A 24,303-nucleotide genomic window follows, 5' to 3' on the forward strand; every position below is an offset into this window, starting at 1 on the left:
ACGTCTTAAGTCTCATAACATTTAAGAAATTATTTGATAACATATATACATAAGCATTTGAAAATGTCTTATCTTAACAAAGCTTTCTTTAGAAATATCTGATATAACCTGCAAAAGGCACTTCTTTATGAAGTGTCTTTTTGTGTATATGAACTTAATTACCATTTTCCGTACAGTATCTTGCAATTTATGATGGATATACTAACTGTGAAAATTCATGTCAAGATAAAAGAAGGGGACAGTTAGTATGAAACAAACTTCTATAAATCCGTTACTAATTGTTCTAGGTACAATCATTGTTCAAATTGGCCTTGGAACAATTTATACATGGAGTTTATTTAATCAACCCCTTGTAAGTAAGTTTGGATGGAATCTTAATTCAGTAGCGATAACTTTCTCCATAACAAGTTTTTCTTTATCATTCTCAACTTTATTTGCAGCAAAGTTACAGAAAAAATTAGGACTTCGAAAACTTATTGCTACTGCAGGAATTGTTTTAGGACTCGGCTTAATACTTAGTTCACAAGTTTCTTCTTTACCACTATTATATTTATTAGCTGGTGTCGTTGTTGGTTATGCGGATGGAACAGCTTATATTACATCACTATCTAATTTAATTAAATGGTTTCCAAATCGGAAAGGGCTTATTTCAGGTATATCTGTATCAGCGTATGGAATGGGCAGCTTAATCTTTAGATATATAAACGGAAATCTTATCGATAACCTTGGTGTATCACAAGCATTCTTATATTGGGGTATTATCGTGTTACTTTTAGTGTTAATCGGATCGTTCTTCTTACGTGAGGCAATTGTAAGTAATGCTGTAACTGAAACATTACACAATGACTATACTCCGCGTGAAATGATGCGAACGAAACAAGTATATCTGCTATTTTTTATGTTATTCACCTCTTGTATGGGTGGTTTGTATTTAATCAGTATGGTAAAAGATATCGGCGTACAACTTGTTGGACTTAGCGCAGCAACCGCTGCAAACGCCGTTGCTATGATTGCAATCTTTAATACAGTAGGTAGAATCATTCTTGGGACGTTATCAGATAAAATCGGGCGAATGAAAATTGTCTCTGCAACGTTTATTATTATAGGATTGTCAGTCTTTACTTTAAGTTTTATTCCGCTAAATTACGGAATCTATTTTGCTTGTGTAGCAAGTGTCGCCTTTTGCTTCGGCGGTAATATAACTATATTCCCAGCTATTGTCGGAGATTTCTTTGGATTAAAAAACCATAGTACAAATTACGGGATTGTCTATCAAGGTTTCGGATTTGGTGCGCTTGCAGGATCATTTATTGGAGCGATACTCGGGGGATTTCAACCAACTTTCATTATAATCGGTGTTTTAAGTGTTATTTCCTTCATTATTTCAATATTAATCCGTCCACCAAATGCAGAGAAGAAAAATGAACTAAAACATTTACATCGGAAAGTAGCTTAATACAAAAAAGAGTCCTAATAATAGGGCTCTTTTTTGTGTAGAGAATAGAGTTATTTAATTTAAAATGAAATGATTTGAGAAGCAATAAAGTTGTTTATTTCTTGATGAACTAAGTAGCAGATGCGTAGAATATTCATATTGTTTTATAAAGGAACTAACATGTTGTTAAAAAACATATAGAAAATTACAGTTAACCAACTTTGTGATGGAACGTGCACTTCATTCATAGATCATTATTTTCTTATAAGTTTACAATGAAAGTAGTTGGCTTATATTGATTACAACCATAATTTCTTCTTTTGTGGCATTCGCTACAACAAATATTGATGATATTTTTATACTGCTTGTTTTATTTTCACAAGTAAGAACAGAAGTACTTAGGAAAGAAGATAGAGCTGTCCGCGAAAAAGCTATGAGAAAAAAACTTTATATTGCTATTGGACAATATGTGGGGTTTAGTATGATTATTTTTCTAAGTATCGTTGGGTCTTTAAGCTCTTTTTTCATTCCTGTTTCGTGGATTGGGGTATTAGGATTCGTGCCAATTTATATGGGTGTTAAAGGACTATTCTCGCTTCGTTCTAACAAAAGTAATAAAGTCATTGATAAAGCTTCTAGTTCATTATTTAAAGTAGCTGCGATTACATTAGCTAATGGAGCTGATAATATTTCGATTTATATACCAATGTTTGCTAGTCAAACTCTTGAAACAAATATCGTTACATTAGTTATCTTTTTTTCCATGATAGCGATATGGTGTTTTATTAGCTACAAATTGATAAAAGCTCCTATACTAGCTAAAGTACTTGAGGAAAACTGTCATATTATTGTTCCAATTGTTCTAATTGGTTTAGGAATGTTCATTCTTTTTCGTAGTGGTACAATTGGACTATTCTCCTAAGGTGTTGAAATAACGGAAGTTTTCATAAAAAAGAATTGAACAATTTTAATATTTTTTGAGCAATTATATTCATTGAGATTAATTAGATTCTACACAACGTATATAAGTCTTATTACAGATGAAATGTAGTAGGGCTTTTTTATTTTAGTGAAATGGAACAATTGTATTAGTGATCTACGACTATTATTTAGACAGGACATTAGCATTATGAAGTTGAATAGCTATCGTAAAAGGAGCGTGATAATTAAAATGAAAATAGTAAAACAATGGGTCCAAGAAGATAGTGATTACATAAGAGAAAAAGTAATTGAATATAACCAAAAACATATTTCAGATGAAGAGAAAAAGCCTTCAGAAAAAATTAGTTTTATAGTGAGAAATGAAAAGGGAAAAATTGTAGGTGGAATAACTGCAATAACTTTTTGGCACCATGTACACGTTGAATTTCTATGGGTTTCTGAAGAATATAGGCATGAAGGTTATGGAACCAAGTTAATAAAACTTATTGAAGAATTTGCAATTGAAAAAGGGTGTAGGTTAATTAATTTAGATACTTTTAGTTTCCAAGCTCCTGATTTTTATAAGAAACATGGATATAAAGTAATTGGAGTAAGTGAAGATCATCCGAAAGGACATAATCATTATTATTTAGAAAAACGGCTAAAAAGTATATAGAATTTGTTAACATTAGTATTTGGAATACACATGCAATAAGGGCGAGGTTATTATTAATTTCAGTATTAATTGGATCAATTTTTATTCTAAAACTGCAAGAACGTACTTTGGATAATCTTCCTAAGGTACGTTCTTTTTTTATATCAGTAGCCTATTCTTATTAACTCCACCAATAGTGGTAAAGGCAAGACTTAACTAACTTATATATATTAAAAGGAGTTAATGGTAGAATGAATAGAAGACAGAAAATTCCTTTTATTAAAAATGGAGGAGGTACATATGAAAAAAGTTAATGTTACATACGCGATTTTGTACGATAAAACTAATGAAAAGATTTTAATGGTAAAAAACAAAGGGGAAAATGGTTCTTATTATACATTACCAGGTGGCGCAGTTAAATTAGGAGAAACATTGGAAGAAGCAGTAATTCGAGAAGTAAAAGAAGAAACAGGGTTACATATAAACGTAAAAGGGATTTGTTCTATCAGCGAAGCCTTTTTCGAGGAAAGAGATCATCATGCAATTTTCTTTAATTTTCTAGGTGAAATAATTGGCGGAGAGACATATATATCAAGGCCGAAAGAAATTGAAGAGATTACTTGGATGGAATTACATATAGCAGCTCCATATTTACGCATACCAGAACATTTACTAGATTTATTACAAAAGAAAGAAACAGTACCTTATTTTTTTAACGGAACAATCGTTCATCAATCTTCATAAAAATATTATCTCATGTAAGGCGGGGAAAAAATGGAGTTTATCGTTAATCACAAACAATTCACTCAAGCACTTTCAGAAGTCAACAAAGCAATATCAACAAAATCTTTAATTCCTATATTATCTGGTATAAAAATAACTGCAGATCAATCTGGAATTACTTTAATTGCAAGTAACTCGAATATTTTTATTGAAAAATTCATTCCTGTTTTAATTGAAGACGAAAAGATTGCAACTATTTTAAAGGCAGGAACTATTGTTGTACCTGCAAAGTATTTCATTGAAATAATAAAGAAAATGCCAAGTGATATAGCAATAAAAAGTAAGAATGAGCAATTAATTACGATACAATCAGAAGAAATCACATTAAGTTTAAATGGATTTCCTGCAGATGAGTTTCCGAATGTACCGCTTATAGACAATCATGCAGAAATCAAAGTAGAGACAGAGCAATTGATTGAAGTATTTAAACAAACAGTCTTTGCGGTAGCGAAAAATGAATCTAGACCTGTTCTTACTGGGGTGCATATAGAGTTATCTAATAATAAGTTAATTTGTGCTGCAACTGACTCACATAGACTAGCGATACGTGAAACGCTACTTTCCTCAGATGTAAAAGCAAATTGTATTGTACCAAGCGCAACCATTAATGAACTTCTAAAATTAATGAACAGCAATTCGGAATTCGTATATATCTACTTTTCGGAGAGTCATATTATATTTACGTTTGGAACAACTACATTATATTCAAGACTAATTGAAGGGAAATATCCTAATATTTCTAACCTTATTCCAAATGATTTTAAAACGATTATTAACGTAGATAGAAAAAAGATATTACAAGGTGTAGACCGATCAAGTTTATTAGCAAGTGAATGGGCCAATAACAATGTTAACTTAGAAATCATAAACGAATCCACAATTAAAATTTCTTCAAACGCTTCTCAAATTGGGCAAATATCCGAAACGCAACAAATAGATGCAATTCAAGGTGAAAAACAATTAAATATATCTTTCGATGGGCATTTTATGGTTGATGCTTTACGAACAATAAAAGAAGAAACGATTACTTTAAGCTTTGGCGGTTCTATGAGACCGATATTGATTGAAGCAGGAGAACAATCTGCAGCAGTACATCTTATATCACCAGTAAGAGCGTATTAGGGATAGAGGAAGGAATTACATTATGTACAAGCAGACTATTGATTTATGAAATCATAAATCAATACATTATAAGAATGATGTATTAGTAAAGCAAATAGTTTACTAAATCCTACATAATATAATTCAATCATAGACAAAGCAGCAATGGTAATCTGAAATACAAAGCAAAATAATAATAACCTCAATATAAAAGCCATAGATTAATCGATATGGGGTGAGTATGATGAAGAAAATAATTGTTTTACTCATTGGTATAGTTTTAATTACTTTTGCTTTTTATCAATACAACAAAAAAGACTATGCAGCTAAAAGTACTAACTTGTATGTAGAAAACTTTAAAGGGGCAAATGATTCAATAAAAATACAATCTGCTATTAATAAAGCAGAATCTAGTAAAATTAAAACGGTATTACTTGATGATAAGAAGTATAAAATTACGTCACCAATCATTGTTAAAAAAGGTGTGAAATTATTATTTGGTTATGGATCCCAATTTGTAGTTGAGGGAAACTTTAGAGTTCTAGAACTGGAGAACAACGCATCCATTGAAGGAGCGTATATAGCTATTGACGATCCTAAATTTAACTCTGAAGTTATTTATTTAGACGGTAAAAATAAATATTATAACACTTGGAACAAAACACAAATAAAAGATATAAATATTATCAATTGGACGGAAACGAATAAAGGTACCGGAATTTCTTTATACTCTGCTGGAAAAGAAAATGAAATTTCGTTTGTTAACTTTGAAAACATTAAAATTGTAGGAATGGAAACCGGACTAAAATTAGTAGCAAAAAAACCGAGCACCGGACAAGCTTGGATAAATGCCAATCGTTTTATGAACTTTTCTTTAGAAGACTGTGTAAATATGATTTATATGGATAGTCAAGTAACTACGCCAAATGAAATTAGTGGGAATCAATTTACAAATCTTCAAATACAGCCTTCAAATAAAACAAAAAGCATTATACAGGTAAGTGGTCAGCATAATGAATTTCATGGGATGGTGTGGGATTTAAATAAAATAAAACATGAAACCGAACTCATTGAACTGACTGATAAGAGTATGAATACAGTGGTTGAAATGTCCAGTGTACCAGCAAATAGAGTTTTAGATAGTGGGAAATCCAATATTGTGAAATAAGTTTAAATACAGAAAAAAGAGCGAATTCTTTATAAGAGGATTCGCTCTTTTTATATTTTAAAATTAAATTTCCTTCCACCAAGCGGATGAAGGATAATTTGTAGATTTTAACGTAATAGATTCACCAATTTGAGGCGTTGTAATTTTAACTCCTAAACGGTTAGCTTCTTTCGTAACACGTTCTATCGGGTCACTCCATTCGTGTAATGCTAACGTAAAGGCACCCCAATGAATCGGAAGAAGTAATTCTCCTTTAACATCAATATGAGCTTGTACCGTTTCTTCAGGCAACATATGAATAGCAGACCACCTCGGATCATATTGCCCGCATTCCATTAATGTAAGATCGAATGGACCGTATTTATCACCAAATTCCTTAAAGTGAGGGGCATAACCGCTATCACCACTAAAGAAAATTTTAGTCTCTTGACCAAGAATAAGCCATGAACACCATAATGAACGATCTCTATCTGTCATACCACGTCCCGAGAAATGCCTTGCAGGCGCACATACTAACTTAATATTATCAAACGTAATTTCGTCCCACCAATTATGTTCACTAATTTTACTAGGCGAAACACCCCATTTAATAAGATATTGTGCAACTCCAGTTGGAACATAAAAGTGCTTTGCGCGATCTTTTAACTGCATAATACTTTTGTAATTCAAATGATCATAGTGATTATGAGAAATGATAATCGCATCAATTTCTTGAAGGTCATCACGTTCTAAAGAAAAAGTACCACTATAGCGTTTACTATTAAACAAAGGAAATGGGGAAGAGGCATCTCCAAACATAGGGTCTAATAATAGTTTTTTACCTTCTATTTTCAAAAGAGAAGCAGAATGGCCAAACCATGTAACACTCTCTAACGATTCATTATCTTTATTTGATAAAACGATAGGCAAATCCTTTATAGGACGCAGCTTTGATTTTATTTTAAAGTAATCCGTCATTAAACTTATAATATCTTTCGGTTTAAAACTCATATCAGTATGAATTTGATTTGTATATTTCTTATTCATTCGTTCTCCTTTTTACGATTAACAATTTACGTATGTTGTTATTGTAGCTATTTGTAGTTTAAACTATATTATTTTACCTTTCATCTAAATTGCCTTGTATTTCATAAATTCGTCAAATTCATTATTTGTATCTATAAAGTACAAATTGCACAGTGGCAGCTAAAACAAATATTAAGTACATGTAAATTGTTTTTATTTAGTAAATTCCTTCTTATACGCAACAAAGAACATACGTTTCGTTGTATGTTATAGAAGAAAATATGTCTCTAATAAAAGAAAGGAAGGAGAGGATGTAAGTGCACATAGAGCGAAAAAAGAAATCAAAATGTAAACTATCAAAATCTGAAATCATGCATTTGTATACTGAAGGGAAGAGAACCTCAGAAATCGCCATGCTTGCTAATGTGTCTGCAAGGTATATTCGTATGGTTTTATCAGACAATAACGTACCAAGACGCGCTATAGGGAGTTGGAAGAGAAAGTATGACATAACAGAAGATTATTTTAAAACGTGGTCAAACAATATGGCTTATATTTTAGGGTTTATAGCAGCAGATGGTGTTATACAGAAAGAAAATCAATGTGTCAGTATATCTCAAAAAGAAAGTTATATTTTAGAAGATATAAAAAAAGAACTAAAAACAAACCAGCCACTTTATCAAAACAAAAAAACAGGCGTATATATGCTAAATATTAATAGCAAAACAATAAAAGACGACCTTATGAACATACACGGAATTATGCCATGTAAATCATTTAACATCGAATTTCCTTTTGTACCAGAAGAATATTTGCATCATTTTGTTCGTGGGTATTTTGATGGGGATGGTTACGTCAAGTATGAAACTTATACAGTTAATTTCGTAGGTGGATCATATAACTTTATGAATTCTTTACATCAAATTCTTCAAAATCGCAATTTACGAGCCGATTTACTAAATCAAAACAAACATTATCGTGTTATTTTATCTGGAAGAAAATCAATACAACTATTTTCAAATTGGATTTATAAAGACAAAGATATTTATTTGCATAGAAAATATGAAGTGTTTCAGAAAGAAAGTCTGAGTTTAGATCAATTACAAGATCGAAAATTAAAACAAACTCAAACTGCTGTTAAGCAAAGAAAACAAAGTTTCCTTGAAGAATATATGAAAAATAAATGTAATGCTATAACTTGTTCAAATTTAGAAATAAGCGAATCGGCTTTCAAACGTTGGCTAAAAAATGATAATCAATTTAAAAGAGATTATGAAAAGATTAATTTAACAATGTCCACTAGCGATAACTAAATATAAAATCCTAAAAAACCTTAGAATAGGTATGAAGATAGCTATTCTAAGGTTTTTTATTTTTAAATCATAAAGGATTCTTAATTTTATTGATTGAATATAGTAAATACATAGATTTTACAATTGTCTTGATAAAAAAGGAGAGAGACACCTTGCAAAAGAAATTTATCAATCCAGAAACGATGCCACCAACTTCTGGATATTCACATGTAGTGGAAGTTAGTAACGCTAAACGAACAATTTACATATCTGGACAAGTAGCGATTAACACTGATGGTCAAATAGTTGGCATTGGTGATTTAGCTACACAAACGCGACAAGTTTTCGAAAATATTAAAAGTGCATTAGAAACTTCGGAATTAAGATTTAATGATGTAGTAAAATTAACATTTTTCCTAACAGATATTTCTCAAATGGCCACTGTTAGAGATATACGAGATCAATACATTGATACTAAAAATCCACCAGCAAGTTCAGCTGTAGAAGTTAGAAAGTTAATTAACGATAACTTTTTAATTGAAATCGAAGCAATTGCTGTAGCAAACTAATTTTAAAAACTTATTATGAATCATATCAATGCAATTCGTTTAATGTGTTCAGTTAAAACGAATTGCATTTTTTATTGTCTTAAATATAATTTATATCTGGAGACATTTTCATCAACAACTTATAAAACAAATAACTAAACAATCCATCACACAGAATGATTAAAAAGAACGAGGGGAGGCTAATCACAAAAATAACTTACCTATAATAAGTTTATTATTTAAAGTTAGTTAACATAATATATATTATAGGCAGTTATAGAAACAAAGCAATACCAGGTATCAAAACCCAAGTAAACTATACTTAATGAGACGAAACGGAGATTTTTGGTGAGATTTACATTAAATCTTATCTAAACAAATTTTTTCAGTTTTTATCGTTTTTATTTGTTATAAATTCATCACAGCAAATCTTAATCAATAATCGCTTAAGATTTAACGAATTAAAAACATTTTTGATTGGCAAGAAATTTTTATACAGAAAAATTATTTCTATACAAAATATAAATTAGTAATTTTATTTTATGTTTTACTTAATGAATTTATTGCTATTTGCACATGTTTTACAACTTTACATTATTTGTTGTTATTTCTGTTATTTAGACTTGACTTTCATTACACTCATTGTTTTTTATTCTAGTTAACATAACGCTTATTTTTAACATAAAAAAATCCTCCTCACCTTCAGGAAGATTTTTTGTTTGCTATTATTTTATTTATATCTTCTAGTAACAATCCCAATTGTAAATGACATTGGAAAAATCTAGATTTAACAAATCTTCCTTACGTATAAAGAAATTAGCAACGCCAGAATCTCCCCACATAATATTTAATGAATCGTCTGTATCGATTTGTATCAATAATATGTCATGTTGCTGGTATTTTTCTTCCCATTCCCTTGGATCTGTCTGTGTGAAAAATGGATAACCACCAATTTTATGTCCTTGATCCTTACATAAATCATCATACAGTTCGCCTAATTCTGTATTATTTTCTTCATCAACAATTTCTTCCCAATCAATGTTATCATTAAAAATCATTTCAAATCGATAATCTCTTGGTGTTACTGGTTGATATGCCAACTCAAACTTTAGTTTTGCTGCTTTGGGTATGATAAAATTCTCTAAATCTAAAGTGTTTAAATAACTAAAATCAGTAATCACCTTAGTTAAATCCGCTGTGATTGTAGAATGATAAACAATTCGAAAGTCTTTTTGGCTTGTGGGATGATCAAAATCTGCTCCAAAAAGATCTTCTTCAGCACTTATGAAAAACTGTAACATTCCATGTTGAGGCATATGTTCAATGTTTGGTATTTCTTCAAGGTTTAACTGCGCAAGTAGCATCATAGGTTGTCCGTTTGAGTCTTTAGGATGCTCTTGATCTATAGGTAAATACGGATATCCACCAAACTTACTTTCAAAAAGCGTTGTCTCTGCTAATGTTCCAGACACTTTAACATACGGTTTCACACTTTCTTCTAAAATACTACGATACTGTTCTAGTTCTTTCGGAATTTGAAGTTGATACGTATTCTTCACTATATTTGCCTCCTTTTAGTAATGAATTGAAAATGCCTAACTTAATTATATAGTAAGCAATAGCTTAATTGAAAATCGTTAAAAATCCATTTTCACCCTCATTTTTTGCGCGCTTGGTGGACAAAGTAGATTATGTTCTAATACCTTTTTATTAATAGTTCGAATTAAATCCGCTGCTTCTGCAGTATTTGTATTTTCTTTTAGCTTTTCTTTTAAATCATCAATTTCTTTTGAAAGCTCAATCCACCTAGGTAAAACATGATTATTTGCTAAAGTTCTATAAAGTTGCTTTTCAGGATTGTACGAAAGATCTTTATCAAGATTAAGAGGTTTCCCTTTACCAGGTAAATGATCAAAAGCTCCTTTCTGTTCTGCTTGTTTAACGATAGAACTAATATGATCCTCATACGTATAAGAACAAACTTTCTCATCTTTTACTAAAATCTCTTGTTTTTTTAGTTTTTTATCTAGTTCTTCTTGATTCATAGATTCTCTCTCCTTTTTATTTTCTAATGTCGTTTTTGTAAATTCTAATGCCCTTAATCCATCGAATAGCTTTTCTCGCCACCATACGCTATCATGTCCACCTTGAAACTCTTCGTAAGTGGTTTGGTATTTCTTTGCTTCTAAAGCTTTATATAGCCGTCTATTAGCTGTTAAAAGAGGTTCGTTTTCGAGTTCACCTACTGCTATGTAAGAATGTAGATGAGTCGCATTAGAATTTATTGATGAAATTTGATTTTCAATCCAAGGAATTGTATTTTCATAATTATCCTTTTTCCAATGTACGGATCCAGACATTGACAACACATTTCCGAAAATATGTGGATTTTGAAGTGCTGCATAAAAAGCTGCTAAGCCACCAAGACTGAAACCAGCAATTGTTGTATGATTCTTTTCTTGATAAACGTGATACTTAGCTTGAATCCACGGAAGTAATTCCTTCGTTAAAAATGCATTCATTTTATCGTTATAAGTTAGCTCTTCTAATCGATCGACAGGATCTATAGCAACAGCAATGCAAGATGGGATTTCTTTTTCGTAAATTAAATAATTAAGTGTTTTTTCAATTGAAAGGCTCTGAATGAATGAATTCCCATCAAATACAATGAGAAGTTCTTGAAGATGTGGAGTGTGAGAATAATCATGAGGCGTATAAATATGAATTTTACGTGTGTTATTTAAAATCGAACTATGAAAAGAATATGTTTCAATTCTCCCAGATGGATAATGATTTGAAGGGAAACGACTGCTATACTGCATGTCCATACTTATTTTTAACACAGACGCTTTATTGGTACCTTCTCCAAATGTATTTTTATTAAATGGGTCTAATCGATACTGTTCACTACGCTTTATCCAATTATTTTCGAAAAAATCATTTACTGTAAAATAATAAGTTGAAATAAAACTCTTATTTGTTCTAAACGTAACATACCAAATATCTGTCTGTAACAATCGTTGTAATTGATTTACAGACAGATCCCAACCAGGAAAACTACCGAATACATAAACATTTTCAGTATTTTGATTGCCTAACCATATATACGTTATAAGTTTATACTGATTATCTATAGGGCATAGTTCTATTAGTGGTGTATGATTTGATTTCATGCAAAAAAGTATAAAGAGCTTTTTCGTTTCCATTCTTTAATTGATTTTTAAGCTGCTCTAACTTATGACTAATGATCGAAGTCACCTCTCTTCCTCTTTTGTAGTACTCTATATGTAGTTTTTTCATTAGAATCCCTATATAAAAGTAGTCGTAAGTAATGTGTTTAGAGAAGTTATTGATTAGAAAAATTATCAATCGCTTGAATAGAAAGTTCCAATGATTTTATTCTTCTTTCTAAAAGTGTTCTTTGAGGACTCCCAAGCTTTGACTTATCGTAAATCTTTTCAATTGATGGAAGCAAACCAATCAGAACATTACGAGCTTCTGCTAAATCTTCTTGAGTATAATGATGAGTTTCTTGCTTCCAAACACTTTCTAACATAGCTAAGCTGATACTAGCTGCTTTGAGTCTTTTTTTCACTAAAGTAGTATTTGAGCCCTTTTGAGTCATCTGTGATAAGGCATTTTCAAGTTTACGGATTGTTGACTGTAAAGATTTTATTGATTCCAATTTATCTATTTTTGATACGTTTTCCATGTTAATGTTGTCCCTTCTGCATTGTTGACTTATTTTGTTTAAAGCTTGATTTCACTCGAAATATTTTAACATAAATAACTAACTGTATTCGAATTGGACAATATCTTAAAGGAAAACAGCTATTCCTCTCTCCTCCCCTACATCATTCTATAATATGTACTTCTTTCTTCTCGTTAGAATTCCTATATAAACTAGTTGTTAAAATTGAATGTTTTATGAACAAAAAAACGTACAAGTAATGTAACCTGTACGTTTTCGCTTTATAACTTATGAAATCTCTATACAAAATGGGATAATTCACAATTTCTGTTTCTAGAAAACGATATTGCGAAAACCACTCAAAAAACGATTTTCTTAACCACTTTATTTGTTGAAACGTAATGTTCAGTTCGTTTCCATTTAGTATAGAATTTAAAGTAGCTGCTGTATGCATCCAATAATGATTAAAATCAGCGTTTATACAGTCATCTTCGGTAAACTCACTTTTTAAGTTTAGCTGCATTTTTGCTGTAGCACGATAAGGAAACGATTTGTGCAGTGGACTATGCATTCTCTGCAATTCATTAAAAATCACCTTTTTACCTAATAGCAACTTTCCACCCCTTTATTTCTCTATCCAATTTAATAAGTTTTCATAATGATATTGAGCATCGATATACCCAAGATTATATAGATTAACGAGCTTTTCCTTATTTCTTTCTATTCCGCTTATAGGAAGCTGTACACTTGGTTGAATTACATAAAAATTATCTTTTTGTTCTTCTCGATTCATATAAGATATCGTCTCATTATAAAAACGATAATGGTCTACTAAATTCTCTGCGATTTTCGGATATTTTCTATATAAAATTTTAGCCAGGCCTGAAAATTTATTCCGCTGCTTCTCATATCCTTCTGGCTTTGTCATAATTACAACGTTCTTTTCATAACCATCAGTTTGAGCTTTTAAAACTGGTATAGGATCTATAATTCCTCCATCTAGTAATTTTCGATTATCATATTCTACAGCAGGTGCTATAAACGGTACAGAGCTTGAGGCGCGAATGATTTTTAAAATATCATTTCCGTGTTCTGCTTTATTATAATAAATGGCTTGTCCTGATTCGCAATCAGTCGTCCCTATAACAAACTGTTCATTACAGTTTAAGAAAGTTTGAAAATCAAATGGTACAATTTTATTAGGTACTTCATCAAATAAAAAATCCATTCCGAATAATTCACGTTTTCGAATTAAGTTTCGATAAGATATATACCTGTAATCTGATACTAGCTCTGTATTTACTTTCTTATTTCTACCTTTTTGACGTGACAAATAGGTTGCTCCCATACAGGCTCCAGCTGATACGCCGACTACATACGGAAAGAATAAGTTCTTTTCCATGAAATATTCGAGTACACCTGCAGTATATAAACCTTTCATTCCTCCGCCCTCTAATACTAAACCAATATTCTTCATGCTATATCCCTCTGCTTCTTTTTTCTTAATTTCATATTAGCATAAGATTTTAAGATGAGGTTTTATAAACTAATTACAACAATAACCAGAAACTACTAAAGTAATGTCATAATATCTTTGTGAGTAACATGTTACAATATAAGTAATTCATTCCACATATATTAAAGGAGGAATTTAATATGGGTTTATTTAGCGGTATTTTAGGAAATGCATCAAATACGAGTTCTGAAAGTGTAGAACGTGATTTAGAGAAGATTATGCTAGACGATGAAAAAGTAGAGCATGCTTATAAATTAATTCGTGATCTAATCGTATTTACAAATCGTCGTCTTATTTTAGTAGATAAACAAGGAGTAACTGGCAAAAAAACAGAATACCATTCTATTCCTTATAAAAGTATTACACAATATAGCATCGAAACGGCTGGGCATTTTGATTTAGATGCAGAACTTAAAATTTGGGTGTCTAGTATGGAGGATCCAATTACGAAAGAATTTAAAGGTGACGATAGTATTTTAAGCATTCAAAAAGCGTTAGTAACCTTTACGACCAAGTAGTGGTTTTTGTATTTTTATTCATTTTTAAAATTACTAACCCGAGTATTTTGGAAGAATATACATTGTTTTTGTATATTTAATCTAAAATAATATAAAAAGGTAAAGCGTATTTTATATGCTTTACCTTTCTTTTTTGTAATAAATAAGTGTAGTTTCATCATTTAATTTCTTTATAACTTCTGTTCTTTTATACTCCATCTTTTCATACAAAAAACAATTTTTCTCTTCTTCTAAAATAGTAGCAAGTTCCCAGCTCGTTGCTTCAGGAAACATTTCCTCAATTAATGTAAGTACCTTTTGGGCAATTCCTTTTCCTTGATAACTCGGGTGAATAAACATTGGACTGATCCAAAATTTAGAGGGTGTTTCTTTTTGTGAAATGCATATCGCTCCAACAAGATTCATTGCCACTATTATTTTATAGAAGCCACCGTCTACATGATTTATTCTACAAATAGTTTTTTCGATAGTTTCATTTGCTGGATTTGTTTCATAGTCTTTATATTTATGTAATAAAGGGCTAAATGAGTCTATTTGCATTTGAAATATAACTTCTGCATCACTTTCTGTCGCCTTCTCTAATGTAATCTCCATGTTACCAATTTAGTCGCTTTCTTAATGAAGTTATATGAGCTGTATGATGCCGTCCGTGCCATGCGTATAGTCCTATTGCAACAGCAAGTTTTGTTTCACCAGTTTCAGGATGGTTAAATGTCTTTTCTAAATCTTCAATTTCTAGAGAATATAAAAGGTTAACCCATCTTTTATGTAATGAATCTAGCATTACTAGTGAAACATCTACCGGTAATTTTGAATCGGGTAACTCTGCCCACTTCTCTTCTTTATACGGCTTAATAGTTGGATTCTTTTCTGTCAGTGCTAATTTAAAGCGTATGTAGCTATTCATATGGCTATCAACAACGTGATGAACAACTTGACGGACAGTCCACCCTCCAACGCGATATGGTGTATCTAACTGCTTCTGATCTAAATCTTTAATTGCCTTCGTTAGTTCATTAGGTAAATCTTCAATTTCTTGAATCCATGTATCAATCATTTCTTCAGTTATAGGACGTTTGTATGTAAATTGGCCAATTGGATAACGTAAATCATTCATGAATAAGTCCTCCTTATTATAAGCGCGAAGTATTTCTCCAAATATAGTGTACAAACTTCACATGTTCTCCATGTAATTCTACAGATGTTATATCTGATTCGTTTTGGTAAGAAGAAAATCCGCTTTTTTCTAGTACAATTTGTGATGCGAGATTATTAGTCGTTGTTTTAGCATGAACTTCAGTAATTTCATTATTTTTCGCTACATCTAAAATTAATTTTACGGCTGCTGTTGCAACTCCTTTTTTAGTAAATTTTTCTCCGACCCGATACCCGAGCGAACTAATTCGAGTTTCCGTATCTATATCTACTAAATTAATTCGCCCTACAATTTCTTTTTCTTCATTACGAATTAAATAAAAATAAGAATCTCCATCTGCTTGTTCTATTAATAAATCGTCTAGTAGTTTTTGGAAATATTCAAATTCAAAATATTTTGAGCCACGATTTGGTACCATTGTTTCAAAAAAAGATTTATTCGTAAGTTCAAACGTAAATAAATCCTTAGCATCTTGTTTCTTTAGTTGCTCTATGTATATTTCCATCCCGTATTCTCCTTCTAGATTTACTAACTGTTATACATTCTTTTTTAATCAATTATATTCCTGCTATTACTTTCGATTAAGTAATACAGATAGTAGCACTTTCGGATGAAAAAGATGAAATGGACTACGAATTAAATTCATAACTCGTACTAACCGAATATAAACATCAGAATTACTTGCGGATAGTCGATATATTTGTTTCGTATACCATAGCTGAAATTTTTGTTTTGTAGTTAATTCTCTCTTTAGTTGCGGATGACGTGATATTTCCGTTGTTGTCATATCCCATGGGGTTTCTATTATAGTAGCTGCCTTTTTATAAAATTGTTGTGTAAATGTTTTATCAAGTTGTTTTCTACCTTGCAGAAGTAATTGCAACTGGTGAGCCTCCATAGCAGCAACTGATACGCCTTGGCCGAAAACGGGATCAAAACGACATTGCGCATCTCCAACAACTAATAAGCCTTCTGGTACATTATTCACTAAATCAAATCGCCGGCGTACTTGATAAGGAATTTTGTATGTCTTTATATCAGTAATTCCCTCAGCCTTGTTTAGGAAGTCTGTAACATTAGAAATTGATAGGTTTTCAGCAAAATCATAAAACTCATCATCTGTTTGTGGTGCTTTCTCGTTTGCGTATCCACTGAAAGTAACAAAATAACGATTATCTTCTATCGTTTGAATAAGAACGCCATAAGGGTTATCAGGGAAACTCGGAGACATTAGCACATTGCAACAGTCTAATTTCTCGTTTTCTTTAAGTTTGAACATTTTCGTTGCGTAAAATAAATCAATACGAACTTTCTCTTCTTGTACTTCAATTTCGTATTCTCGTAACCACTCTATACTTTTTGAGCCAAATCCACTCGCATCAACTACAAGGTCTGCATGAACTTCTTCTTGTATGTCTGTCTCTAAATATTTAACTTTTACTCCACACACTTTGTTAAGCTTTGCATCTACCAATAACCCTTTAACCAATGTTTCATATTTAATAGTAATATTTGAAATTTGATGTATTCGTTTTTGAATATGCCATTCTAGCAAAGGACGACTTTGTTGAATCATATGTACTTCCCCTATGAATGGCTGTTTCCATAAACCAAATTGATGCCATTTTAAATCACGAGTAAAGTTATTTACGATACTACCTGCTTCTATTAATTCATTCGTAATATTAGGAAACAATTCTTCAATTGCGTTTTCTCCACCTTTTAATAACACGTGAGGATGATTACTTTGTGGAACTCTTTTTCTCGAAGACTTTCCATCCCACCTTTCACCAGCTTCTATAATGATTACTTCTTTAAAAGAAGTTGATAATGCTTTTGCTGCAAACTTTCCTGCTATACTTCCACCAATAACGATAGCCTTATTAAACATATTTTCCCCCTTAATAAAAAGAGATCCTGCCTTGTATGAATGAAACAGGATCTTAAACTAATTAACTTCTTTATCATTATACTTAAAATACATCAGTAAATTGCAACATTAAAATTAAAATACCTAATCCCCATACGTAATACGCGAATACTTTTAAAGAGTGACGTTTTAAATATTGAATCATCCATGAAACGGCTATGTATCCAAAAAATGCTGCTGATAACGTTCCGACAATTAAAGATGTACTAGAAATAGATTCTGCTTTCCCTTGAAAAACGTCTACAAATTGCAAAATGATAGCTCCAACAATGGCTGGTGTCGATAGTAAAAAAGAAAAGTAAGCAGCAGTTTCACGGTCTAATTTTCTCCATAATGCAGCGACAATTGTCATTCCAGAACGGGAAATGGCTGGAAAAATAGCAGCAGCTTGAAATGAACCGATAATTAATGCGTCTTTATATGTTATGTCATCCATTTTTTTACGACCATTCTTTTGTTTATCTGCCGTGTAAAGAAAGAATCCGGTCACTAAAAACTCCCAACCGATCGTGATTCCTGTTTTTGAAATATCTTCAAAGAAATCTTTAAACAATAAACCAATTACAACTGCGGGTATTGTCCCAACGATAAGTAATAACATGAGCTTTGAAAATGGGTTTTTAATTAAATATATAAATTCTTTTTTGTAATAAATAAAAACCGCAAGTAAAGTCCCAATATGCAGCATCGTATCTAAAAATAAGCCAGCCTCATCTAATCGGAACAAATGCCTTCCTAAATAAAGATGTCCGGTACTACTGATTGGTAAAAATTCTGTTAAACCTTGAATTATACCTAGTATGAAAGCTTCTAACCAATTCATGATGGTCTCCTTTCTCTTTTGCTTGTACCAATATATGAGGGTTAAATTTTCGATATGAAAAAAACTATATTTCTCTATGAATTTACTTTTCATTTATGGATATATATGTAAAGAGGGTTAAGGAGGGTTATTATGTGGAAGCACACAAAATTCGGTAATGTATTACTTTGGGTGGGCCCTATCCTTGTATTTTTAGGACTATGTATGACAAATGTTATTTCAGATATTCCTTTCTTTGAGGGAAAACATAAAACGGTTGGTATTGTACTTATATTTATAGGTGTAATCTGTTTTGTTGCTGCTAATCATTTGAAAAAAGGAGAAAGATATGAAGAATAAATCTAAATAAAAAACAATCCTGGCATATTAGCTAGGATTGCTTTTTATTAATGTTGATTATTTGTAGAATACTTTATCAACGTTATATTTCGCTTTGTATTCATTAATGATATATGTTTCGTAAATTTCTCTTTCTGTTGGATCTTCTACGATACATGCATCAATGCGGTATACTTCATCACGGTGATTTTTAATTGGTGAAACATTATCTTCAAAATGCTTCTTAATACGTTGTCTAATTTTACGAGCTTTACCTACGAAAAGAAGTTCGTCATTAATATTGTAAAACATAAAAATGCCGCCTTTATCTCTAGGGAACAAGTGGAAATCGATAAATCCATTAATTGGAGTAATGATTGGCTCGTCTCCTTTAATAACTTGTTTACGTTCAGTAATTGAAACATCAGCTTCAGGAATATTAATTTTAATCAAGTTCATTCACGTCCTCTTTTATTATAAAGATAAATAATAGCATACATAAGTAAGAAAAGCTATGTTCAGAGGCATATTTCATTTTATAATTCAAATATTATAGGTGTATCATGTAAACTTTTCTTCCAAATCATATGATCGCTGGATTCTCCCCAGTAATCTTTCAATACATAGCTAGGTTTTCCAAACTTTTTCGTCCATATACTTTGCGCATTTTTATATCCACTATCTAAACAATATTCTGTTATCCCTCTGCTAAGTAATGTAAGAAACATTGTATGTAGTAATAAACTCCCTATTCCCTTTCTCTGATACTCCGGAAGTATGAATACAGTTCCTATTTCATACAAATTTTTAAGTACACCACCTGTACAACTATTAATCAATGTACTTGCTGGACCGATTTCGATTGTTCCAATGATTTTATCGTTACTTGTATCAATTGCTAATAAAAAGTAACGACCTTCTCCGTTACTATCAAAATCACTTTTCAAATACTGCTTTTTTGAGTTAATTTCATTTTCTATGTCATCCAATGATTGTGACAATCCTTCATTTTTGTATGTATTCGTAATAACGATACGGAAAAATAAATATAGTTCATCTACATCATTCAAATTCGGTCTTCTAACTGCAACGTTAGTCATGAATTCAATCTCCAATCCTCATTATGCCATTGTTAATACAACACTTTATATAATCTATTCATCATTATTCTGCAAAAACCTGCATAAATCCAACAGTATAGAAAGCTCATTATAGATATTGATAAAATAATTTTTATATCCATAGTTGTATGAACAGCAGGACCAAGTACCGGAAAACGGAAAACATCGAGAACAATCATAATACCAATAATTAGACAAGTTGCTGAAAAGGAAACAATCCAAATTCTCCTCTTTAATTTTAAAAAAGATACTCCTAAGGCTAGACCTAATAAGCCTGTAGTAAAAGGAAAGACAATTAGTTCACTTGGCTCAATAATAAATAATAGAAAAATAGTAAGAATATAAGAAAGTATTCCCTCACGAATAGAATAGAAAATAGCAAAAAAAATCGGTAATGTCGAAAATGGTCTAATGAGCAAACCTATACCAGGAACTAGGTTTCCTGCTGCTTGAAACATGGTGGCTATAATGTACTCATCAAAGCTGTAAGTACTAACTTATTCGCAAGGGACAATTTTCTTTTATGAACAAAGCTCGTATCATGTTCTATCATCAGTTGATACCAATAACGTACAAACCAATTCATTAAAATCCCCCCTAAAGACACCTCATTCATTACTTTCTATATTATTCGTACACATACGGTTTATGAGTTACTTTCTGCAAGTTAATAGATGCTCATACATTGAAGATTTTTAGGGGGATAAGTTAAGTCGTGCGTTTTGGGAACAGAATTAATTCCTTATATTATATTGTTAGACTGATAATTTGTATCGTATTAAGGGATAATTTCAAAAATGGTACCTTTATTAAAATCAGTTACTTTCATAGAACCGTAAACTCCTAAATATAATTTAGTTTGATTCAAATTTGTTCCTAAACTCATATAATAAGCTGCTTGCGTACCAAAATCATAATTGGTTTCAATAGCATGAAAGTCAGCATGTTTACCGTCTGTACCTGCTCTAGTAAAGGCTAAAACACCTTTAACTGGCGGTCGAGAATCTTCTTTCTTAGCAAGGTCAGTAAACACTACGCTACCTGTTAAATTTGGAATTGCATTTCCCATATATGGCTGAACTCCTGTAAGGGAAGTTCCTCCAAACTTATCTGTTCTAGAATCTTTATGAAAATAACTAAGTAGAGGCAGAATACGCTTCACTGAAGTTTGTATTGTTTCATCATAATAAACCATTGTTCTCTCATCCAAAGTCTGATTCTCAGAACAATGCCGTATAAAAGAAGTAGGTAAATCCCCTTCCCATCCTCGCCACCCAAAATTGATAACCCCATCTTGATTGGGAGTTAACCTCATAAAATGCATTTGAACAAGTTCTGTAACCGGTATAGGTTTATATTGAATAAATGAAAAAATAGACTCTACAATATCTTGTCCGACATTTCCGGCGTATTTGATATATTGATTATAAAACCTTTGAAATGAAATGCCGGTTATATTACGTACTCCTTTTGCAATTACTGTAAGTGTTTCTTGTATAGATAAAGGGAGTTCATTAAAGCGTGTAACTACAGGAGGGTTATTTATAAATGTATTTTTACTTACATCGATTTCAATTATTTTACCTGCTATTTCTAAATCATCTTGGCTTAAATTAAATGGATCATAACCTGATCCGCCATCTCCATTTGTAAAAACAAGTTTTCCAGTCTCAGGTGAAAAGTTTAAACTATTGACTCCGTTATGATTAAAAAATGGTCTTCTTACATTCAGTAATGTTCGTCGCTTTTGAGCTTGACCATTAGATTGTAAAGTCCATTCTTCTACTGTATCAATGTGATCATATTGCGTATTTCTATTAACCCACTTTAAATTTAGCGTTTTAGGGTCACAAGGATTCGGTTTAAATTGCTCAGAAAATGCACTGGCCCTTGAGTTCCAGCTACTGAATAATGAAGATAAAATAACCCATTTTGATAAAATTGTGGATGGAACGCAAGTCCAAGCAATCCGCGTTCATCATAACCGCTACTAGAAACACCTTCTTCAAATGTACCTAATTTAATAATTAGGTGACGAATATCTAAAAATGTCTTTATAACTCCGTCCCCTATGTAAAAAATCTCTCCTAATTGGGTTGCGATAAATAGTCTTTCGATCGATTCACCTGGAAGTATCGTTGTTTTCAATACGGTTGGTAAATTTACGTTTTGAACAATGGGTCGTAAACTAACTTTAACTTTTGTCAATTAACTGTACACCCCTTTTTCTTCTTTTTATAGAAGAATATGATTAGAGTAGTTCTGTTAGTATCAAATAAGTCGTATTCCTTTTTATTACAATTTTGTATATAATATAATTATAAATAATATGGGGGACGAACTATGATAATCGTACTACAAATCATCTTACCACTAATTTTCGCAGTCTATTTATTTACCCTCTATCATAACGGGACGTATGGATCAGCTTCATTCATTTTAGCAGTCATGATAGGAATTTTCGGTTTAGAGAATATTTTTCAATATGCTAGTCTAACAGATCATGCTATTTATCCATATTGGGGCAGTTTGAAGGCTGTTGTTATCGTTTTATCAGTCGTATTTCTATTTAAAAAAGGTGGTTTAACAGGGAAATATTGATTTTTAATGCGTTACATATTTTCTTGTTAAATTGCTTTTATTTTATAAAAGCAGAAATATTTATGTAAAAACACGAAGGGATGTGTTACATATGTCTATAAATATTATTTCAATAGTATCTATCATAATATGGATTGTGTTAATTACAGAACTTATAAAACCTTCAAAAGAACAGAATGGACGAAAAATAGTAACTTTAGTAACTGCTGGTTCCGTATCAACACTTATTTTAACGGTTTCATTTATTCAAAATATCCCGTTTTGGAATTGATAGTGATATAACTAACAAAAATATGTATAAATAAAAAGATTAGGATTCACTCCTAATCTTTTTATATTTTGAGGTAGCACCATATGCCCAGCAAGCTAAGATTTTAAGACACCCCCTTAACGAGAACTTTACCTTTTCACAATTATTTATGAGAATTCGGCTCGTTTTTCCGTTTTGGGGAAGAATCAATTTCTTAAGTTGATGACGATGTGGATAGTATCCCAGGTATCACAAAATGATGTGAAAAATGACAAAACTGTAAGATAACGAACTATTTTGTAAGGGAAATCACTCGTTTCATTCGCCATTTTTTTCTATAGTAAGGATAAGAAGAAAACAAATAAGATGATATGAAAATGAGTGTTAATGAAGTAAAAGGATTAACGAAATTTTATCAATCAAAAGGTGCGGTTGCGACAAATCTGATTTTTCTTTACAGGCTGTTCTTAATGAATTCATGAAATGGGATTGTACTTATATTGTAAGGAGTGGGACTATTGAAAACAGTACTATCGGTGCAACACCTAACGAAAGAAATCAAGGGCAAGTTGATTGTACAAGACATATCGTTCGATATGGTAGCGGGAGAAATTATTGGACTACTTGGTGCGAACGGAGCAGGCAAGACAACCACGATGAAGATGATAGTTGGTCTAAGCACAATAAGTGCCGGGGACGTGCAAATTGCAGGTTACAGTATTAAAAGTCAGTTTTCTAAAGCAATCCTCAATGTAGGGGCTGTGATTGAAGCACCTGCATTCTATCCTTATTTGAGTGGGTATGAAAATTTACGTCAATATCAGCGTTTGCACAAAAATGCAAGTAAGGACTGGTTGCTGGAGGTAGCCAGTCTAACCGGCATAGAACATGCGCTTGATCAGCGAGTAGGCACGTACTCCATGGGAATGAAACAACGCTTGGGAATTGCACAAGCACTACTGCGAAAGCCAAAGTTGCTTGTGTTAGATATGAGCCGATGAATGCACTTGATCCTGCTGGTGTCCGTGAAACCCGGAACTATTTAAATAGAATTGCGACAGATTTGGGCGTAGCAATTGTGATTTCCAGTCATCAACTGTCTGAGATTGAGCAGATGGCACGTCGAGTGGTTATTATGCAGAATGGCTGCTTAGTGACAGAGCAAAGGATTGATGATGGCTTAAATGATGGGAAATTCTGTATCACTCTTCACATTGATAATGTTGAGCTTACAAGCGAAGTTTTGGTTAACTTGTTTGGGGATGATCATCATGCATTGGATTATATGCAGACAGAGAAATTATCTAACGGTGTGCATACTATAACAGTAGCTATTGATGAAGGGCAGGTTCCAATGTTGATTCGAGCATTGTGTGCTGCCGGGGTGGAAGTTCATCGGGTGTTGTCGACACATACGAGTTTAGAGGATAAGTTTTTAAAATGGACAACTGCGCGTGGTGAGGTGAGTTAA

At 31.8% G+C, this 24,303-nt stretch carries 22 protein-coding genes and 6 pseudogenes; 13 read left to right on the forward strand and 15 right to left on the reverse strand.

Features of this window, described 5'->3' with window-relative positions:
- Nucleotides 1-247: 247 nt before the first annotated feature.
- The 6 genes from MR136_RS11010 to MR136_RS11035 all read left to right on the forward strand — a co-directional run bounded on the left by MR136_RS11010 (nucleotide 248) and on the right by MR136_RS11035 (nucleotide 6,063).
- A complete protein-coding gene (locus MR136_RS11010) occupies nucleotides 248-1,456 on the forward strand; it encodes an L-lactate MFS transporter (protein ID WP_242259388.1) in 1,209 nt (402 codons plus the stop codon).
- Between the two features lie 274 nt (nucleotides 1,457-1,730).
- Nucleotides 1,731-2,357 carry a cadmium resistance transporter gene (locus MR136_RS11015; RefSeq protein ID WP_242259389.1) on the forward strand — a complete coding sequence of 209 codons (627 nt, stop codon included), beginning with the start codon at nucleotides 1,731-1,733 and terminating at the stop codon, nucleotides 2,355-2,357.
- 249 nt (nucleotides 2,358-2,606) lie between these two features.
- Nucleotides 2,607-3,032, forward strand: coding sequence for a GNAT family N-acetyltransferase (locus tag MR136_RS11020; RefSeq protein WP_242259390.1), 426 nt, complete (start codon nucleotides 2,607-2,609; stop codon nucleotides 3,030-3,032).
- A 279-nt stretch (nucleotides 3,033-3,311) separates the two neighbouring features.
- Nucleotides 3,312-3,755, forward strand: a complete 444-nt coding sequence (locus tag MR136_RS11025; RefSeq protein ID WP_000757601.1) for an NUDIX hydrolase — start codon at nucleotides 3,312-3,314, stop codon at nucleotides 3,753-3,755.
- 30 nt (nucleotides 3,756-3,785) lie between these two features.
- Nucleotides 3,786-4,916 carry a DNA polymerase III subunit beta gene (gene dnaN, locus MR136_RS11030; RefSeq protein WP_242259391.1) on the forward strand — a complete coding sequence of 377 codons (1,131 nt, stop codon included), beginning with the start codon at nucleotides 3,786-3,788 and terminating at the stop codon, nucleotides 4,914-4,916.
- 223 nt (nucleotides 4,917-5,139) lie between these two features.
- Nucleotides 5,140-6,063 (forward strand): hypothetical protein, encoded by a 924-nt coding sequence (locus tag MR136_RS11035; RefSeq protein WP_141540571.1) that lies wholly within the window; start codon nucleotides 5,140-5,142, stop codon nucleotides 6,061-6,063.
- A gap of 63 nt (nucleotides 6,064-6,126) precedes the next feature.
- Here the strand turns inward: MR136_RS11035 and MR136_RS11040 are convergent, their stop codons facing one another.
- Nucleotides 6,127-7,089 carry an MBL fold metallo-hydrolase gene (locus MR136_RS11040; protein WP_098582548.1) on the reverse strand — a complete coding sequence of 321 codons (963 nt, stop codon included), beginning with the start codon at nucleotides 7,087-7,089 and terminating at the stop codon, nucleotides 6,127-6,129.
- A gap of 296 nt (nucleotides 7,090-7,385) precedes the next feature.
- On the opposite strand from MR136_RS11040, the gene MR136_RS11045 reads away from it, so the two are divergent.
- The gene (locus tag MR136_RS11045; RefSeq protein ID WP_242259392.1) at nucleotides 7,386-8,381 is read left to right on the forward strand and encodes an LAGLIDADG family homing endonuclease; all 996 of its coding nucleotides are present in this window, start codon (nucleotides 7,386-7,388) and stop codon (nucleotides 8,379-8,381) included.
- Between the two features lie 152 nt (nucleotides 8,382-8,533).
- A complete protein-coding gene (locus MR136_RS11050) occupies nucleotides 8,534-8,929 on the forward strand; it encodes a RidA family protein (RefSeq protein ID WP_001169716.1) in 396 nt (131 codons plus the stop codon).
- A gap of 722 nt (nucleotides 8,930-9,651) precedes the next feature.
- Here MR136_RS11050 and MR136_RS11055 read toward each other — a convergent pair.
- The 5 genes and pseudogenes from MR136_RS11055 to MR136_RS11075 form a co-directional block, all read right to left on the reverse strand.
- Nucleotides 9,652-10,467 (reverse strand): YwqG family protein, encoded by an 816-nt coding sequence (locus MR136_RS11055; RefSeq protein ID WP_119683486.1) that lies wholly within the window; start codon nucleotides 10,465-10,467, stop codon nucleotides 9,652-9,654.
- A 78-nt stretch (nucleotides 10,468-10,545) separates the two neighbouring features.
- Nucleotides 10,546-12,166 (reverse strand): annotated as a pseudogene (locus MR136_RS11060) (DnaJ family domain-containing protein).
- An 88-nt stretch (nucleotides 12,167-12,254) separates the two neighbouring features.
- Nucleotides 12,255-12,620 carry a hypothetical protein gene (locus MR136_RS11065; RefSeq protein WP_103622022.1) on the reverse strand — a complete coding sequence of 122 codons (366 nt, stop codon included), beginning with the start codon at nucleotides 12,618-12,620 and terminating at the stop codon, nucleotides 12,255-12,257.
- Between the two features lie 232 nt (nucleotides 12,621-12,852).
- Nucleotides 12,853-13,212, reverse strand: a pseudogene (locus MR136_RS11070) (YxiJ-like family protein); the annotation flags it as partial.
- A 12-nt stretch (nucleotides 13,213-13,224) separates the two neighbouring features.
- A complete protein-coding gene (locus MR136_RS11075; RefSeq protein WP_103622021.1) occupies nucleotides 13,225-14,076 on the reverse strand; it encodes a patatin-like phospholipase family protein in 852 nt (283 codons plus the stop codon).
- A 179-nt stretch (nucleotides 14,077-14,255) separates the two neighbouring features.
- On the opposite strand from MR136_RS11075, the gene MR136_RS11080 reads away from it, so the two are divergent.
- Nucleotides 14,256-14,633 carry a PH domain-containing protein gene (locus MR136_RS11080; protein WP_000522472.1) on the forward strand — a complete coding sequence of 126 codons (378 nt, stop codon included), beginning with the start codon at nucleotides 14,256-14,258 and terminating at the stop codon, nucleotides 14,631-14,633.
- Nucleotides 14,634-14,753: 120 nt separating this feature from the next.
- Here the strand turns inward: MR136_RS11080 and MR136_RS11085 are convergent.
- The 5 genes and pseudogenes from MR136_RS11085 to MR136_RS11105 form a co-directional block, all read right to left on the reverse strand.
- Nucleotides 14,754-15,227, reverse strand: a pseudogene (locus MR136_RS11085) (GNAT family N-acetyltransferase); the annotation flags it as partial.
- A 1-nt stretch (nucleotide 15,228) separates the two neighbouring features.
- Entirely contained in the window at nucleotides 15,229-15,750 is a 522-nt protein-coding gene (locus MR136_RS11090) for a YfiT family bacillithiol transferase (RefSeq protein WP_000999070.1), read from the reverse strand.
- Nucleotides 15,751-15,766: 16 nt separating this feature from the next.
- Nucleotides 15,767-16,294 (reverse strand): GNAT family N-acetyltransferase, encoded by a 528-nt coding sequence (locus MR136_RS11095; protein ID WP_000409241.1) that lies wholly within the window; start codon nucleotides 16,292-16,294, stop codon nucleotides 15,767-15,769.
- A 66-nt stretch (nucleotides 16,295-16,360) separates the two neighbouring features.
- Entirely contained in the window at nucleotides 16,361-17,680 is a 1,320-nt protein-coding gene (locus MR136_RS11100; protein ID WP_103622019.1) for an FAD-dependent oxidoreductase, read from the reverse strand.
- A gap of 82 nt (nucleotides 17,681-17,762) precedes the next feature.
- Nucleotides 17,763-18,542, reverse strand: coding sequence for an undecaprenyl-diphosphate phosphatase (locus tag MR136_RS11105; protein ID WP_001104304.1), 780 nt, complete (start codon nucleotides 18,540-18,542; stop codon nucleotides 17,763-17,765).
- Between the two features lie 132 nt (nucleotides 18,543-18,674).
- On the opposite strand from MR136_RS11105, the gene MR136_RS11110 reads away from it, so the two are divergent.
- Complete coding sequence (locus MR136_RS11110; RefSeq protein ID WP_000265477.1) at nucleotides 18,675-18,881, forward strand: hypothetical protein; 207 nt, start codon at nucleotides 18,675-18,677, stop codon at nucleotides 18,879-18,881.
- Between the two features lie 57 nt (nucleotides 18,882-18,938).
- Here MR136_RS11110 and MR136_RS11115 read toward each other — a convergent pair whose 3' ends face one another.
- The 4 genes and pseudogenes from MR136_RS11115 to MR136_RS11130 all read right to left on the reverse strand — a co-directional run bounded on the left by MR136_RS11115 (nucleotide 18,939) and on the right by MR136_RS11130 (nucleotide 22,189).
- Entirely contained in the window at nucleotides 18,939-19,319 is a 381-nt protein-coding gene (locus tag MR136_RS11115; RefSeq protein ID WP_001048941.1) for a nucleotide excision repair endonuclease, read from the reverse strand.
- Between the two features lie 77 nt (nucleotides 19,320-19,396).
- A complete protein-coding gene (locus MR136_RS11120) occupies nucleotides 19,397-19,960 on the reverse strand; it encodes a GNAT family N-acetyltransferase (RefSeq protein ID WP_000185966.1) in 564 nt (187 codons plus the stop codon).
- Nucleotides 19,961-19,992: 32 nt separating this feature from the next.
- Nucleotides 19,993-20,567 (reverse strand): annotated as a pseudogene (locus tag MR136_RS11125) (hypothetical protein).
- 192 nt (nucleotides 20,568-20,759) lie between these two features.
- Nucleotides 20,760-22,189 (reverse strand): annotated as a pseudogene (locus MR136_RS11130) (PQQ-dependent sugar dehydrogenase).
- Between the two features lie 135 nt (nucleotides 22,190-22,324).
- On the opposite strand from MR136_RS11130, the gene MR136_RS11135 reads away from it, so the two are divergent.
- The 3 genes and pseudogenes from MR136_RS11135 to MR136_RS11145 all read left to right on the forward strand — a co-directional run bounded on the left by MR136_RS11135 (nucleotide 22,325) and on the right by MR136_RS11145 (nucleotide 24,303).
- Complete coding sequence (locus MR136_RS11135) at nucleotides 22,325-22,582, forward strand: hypothetical protein (RefSeq protein ID WP_000587696.1); 258 nt, start codon at nucleotides 22,325-22,327, stop codon at nucleotides 22,580-22,582.
- Nucleotides 22,583-22,673: 91 nt separating this feature from the next.
- Nucleotides 22,674-22,853: a hypothetical protein gene (locus MR136_RS11140; protein ID WP_098582558.1), complete on the forward strand. Its 180-nt coding sequence runs from the start codon at nucleotides 22,674-22,676 to the stop codon at nucleotides 22,851-22,853.
- Between the two features lie 497 nt (nucleotides 22,854-23,350).
- A pseudogene (locus tag MR136_RS11145) lies at nucleotides 23,351-24,303 on the forward strand (ABC transporter ATP-binding protein).

The sequence above is a fragment of the Bacillus cereus group sp. BfR-BA-01311 genome (assembly GCF_022664295.1).
Lineage (GTDB): Bacteria > Bacillota > Bacilli > Bacillales > Bacillaceae_G > Bacillus_A > Bacillus_A cereus.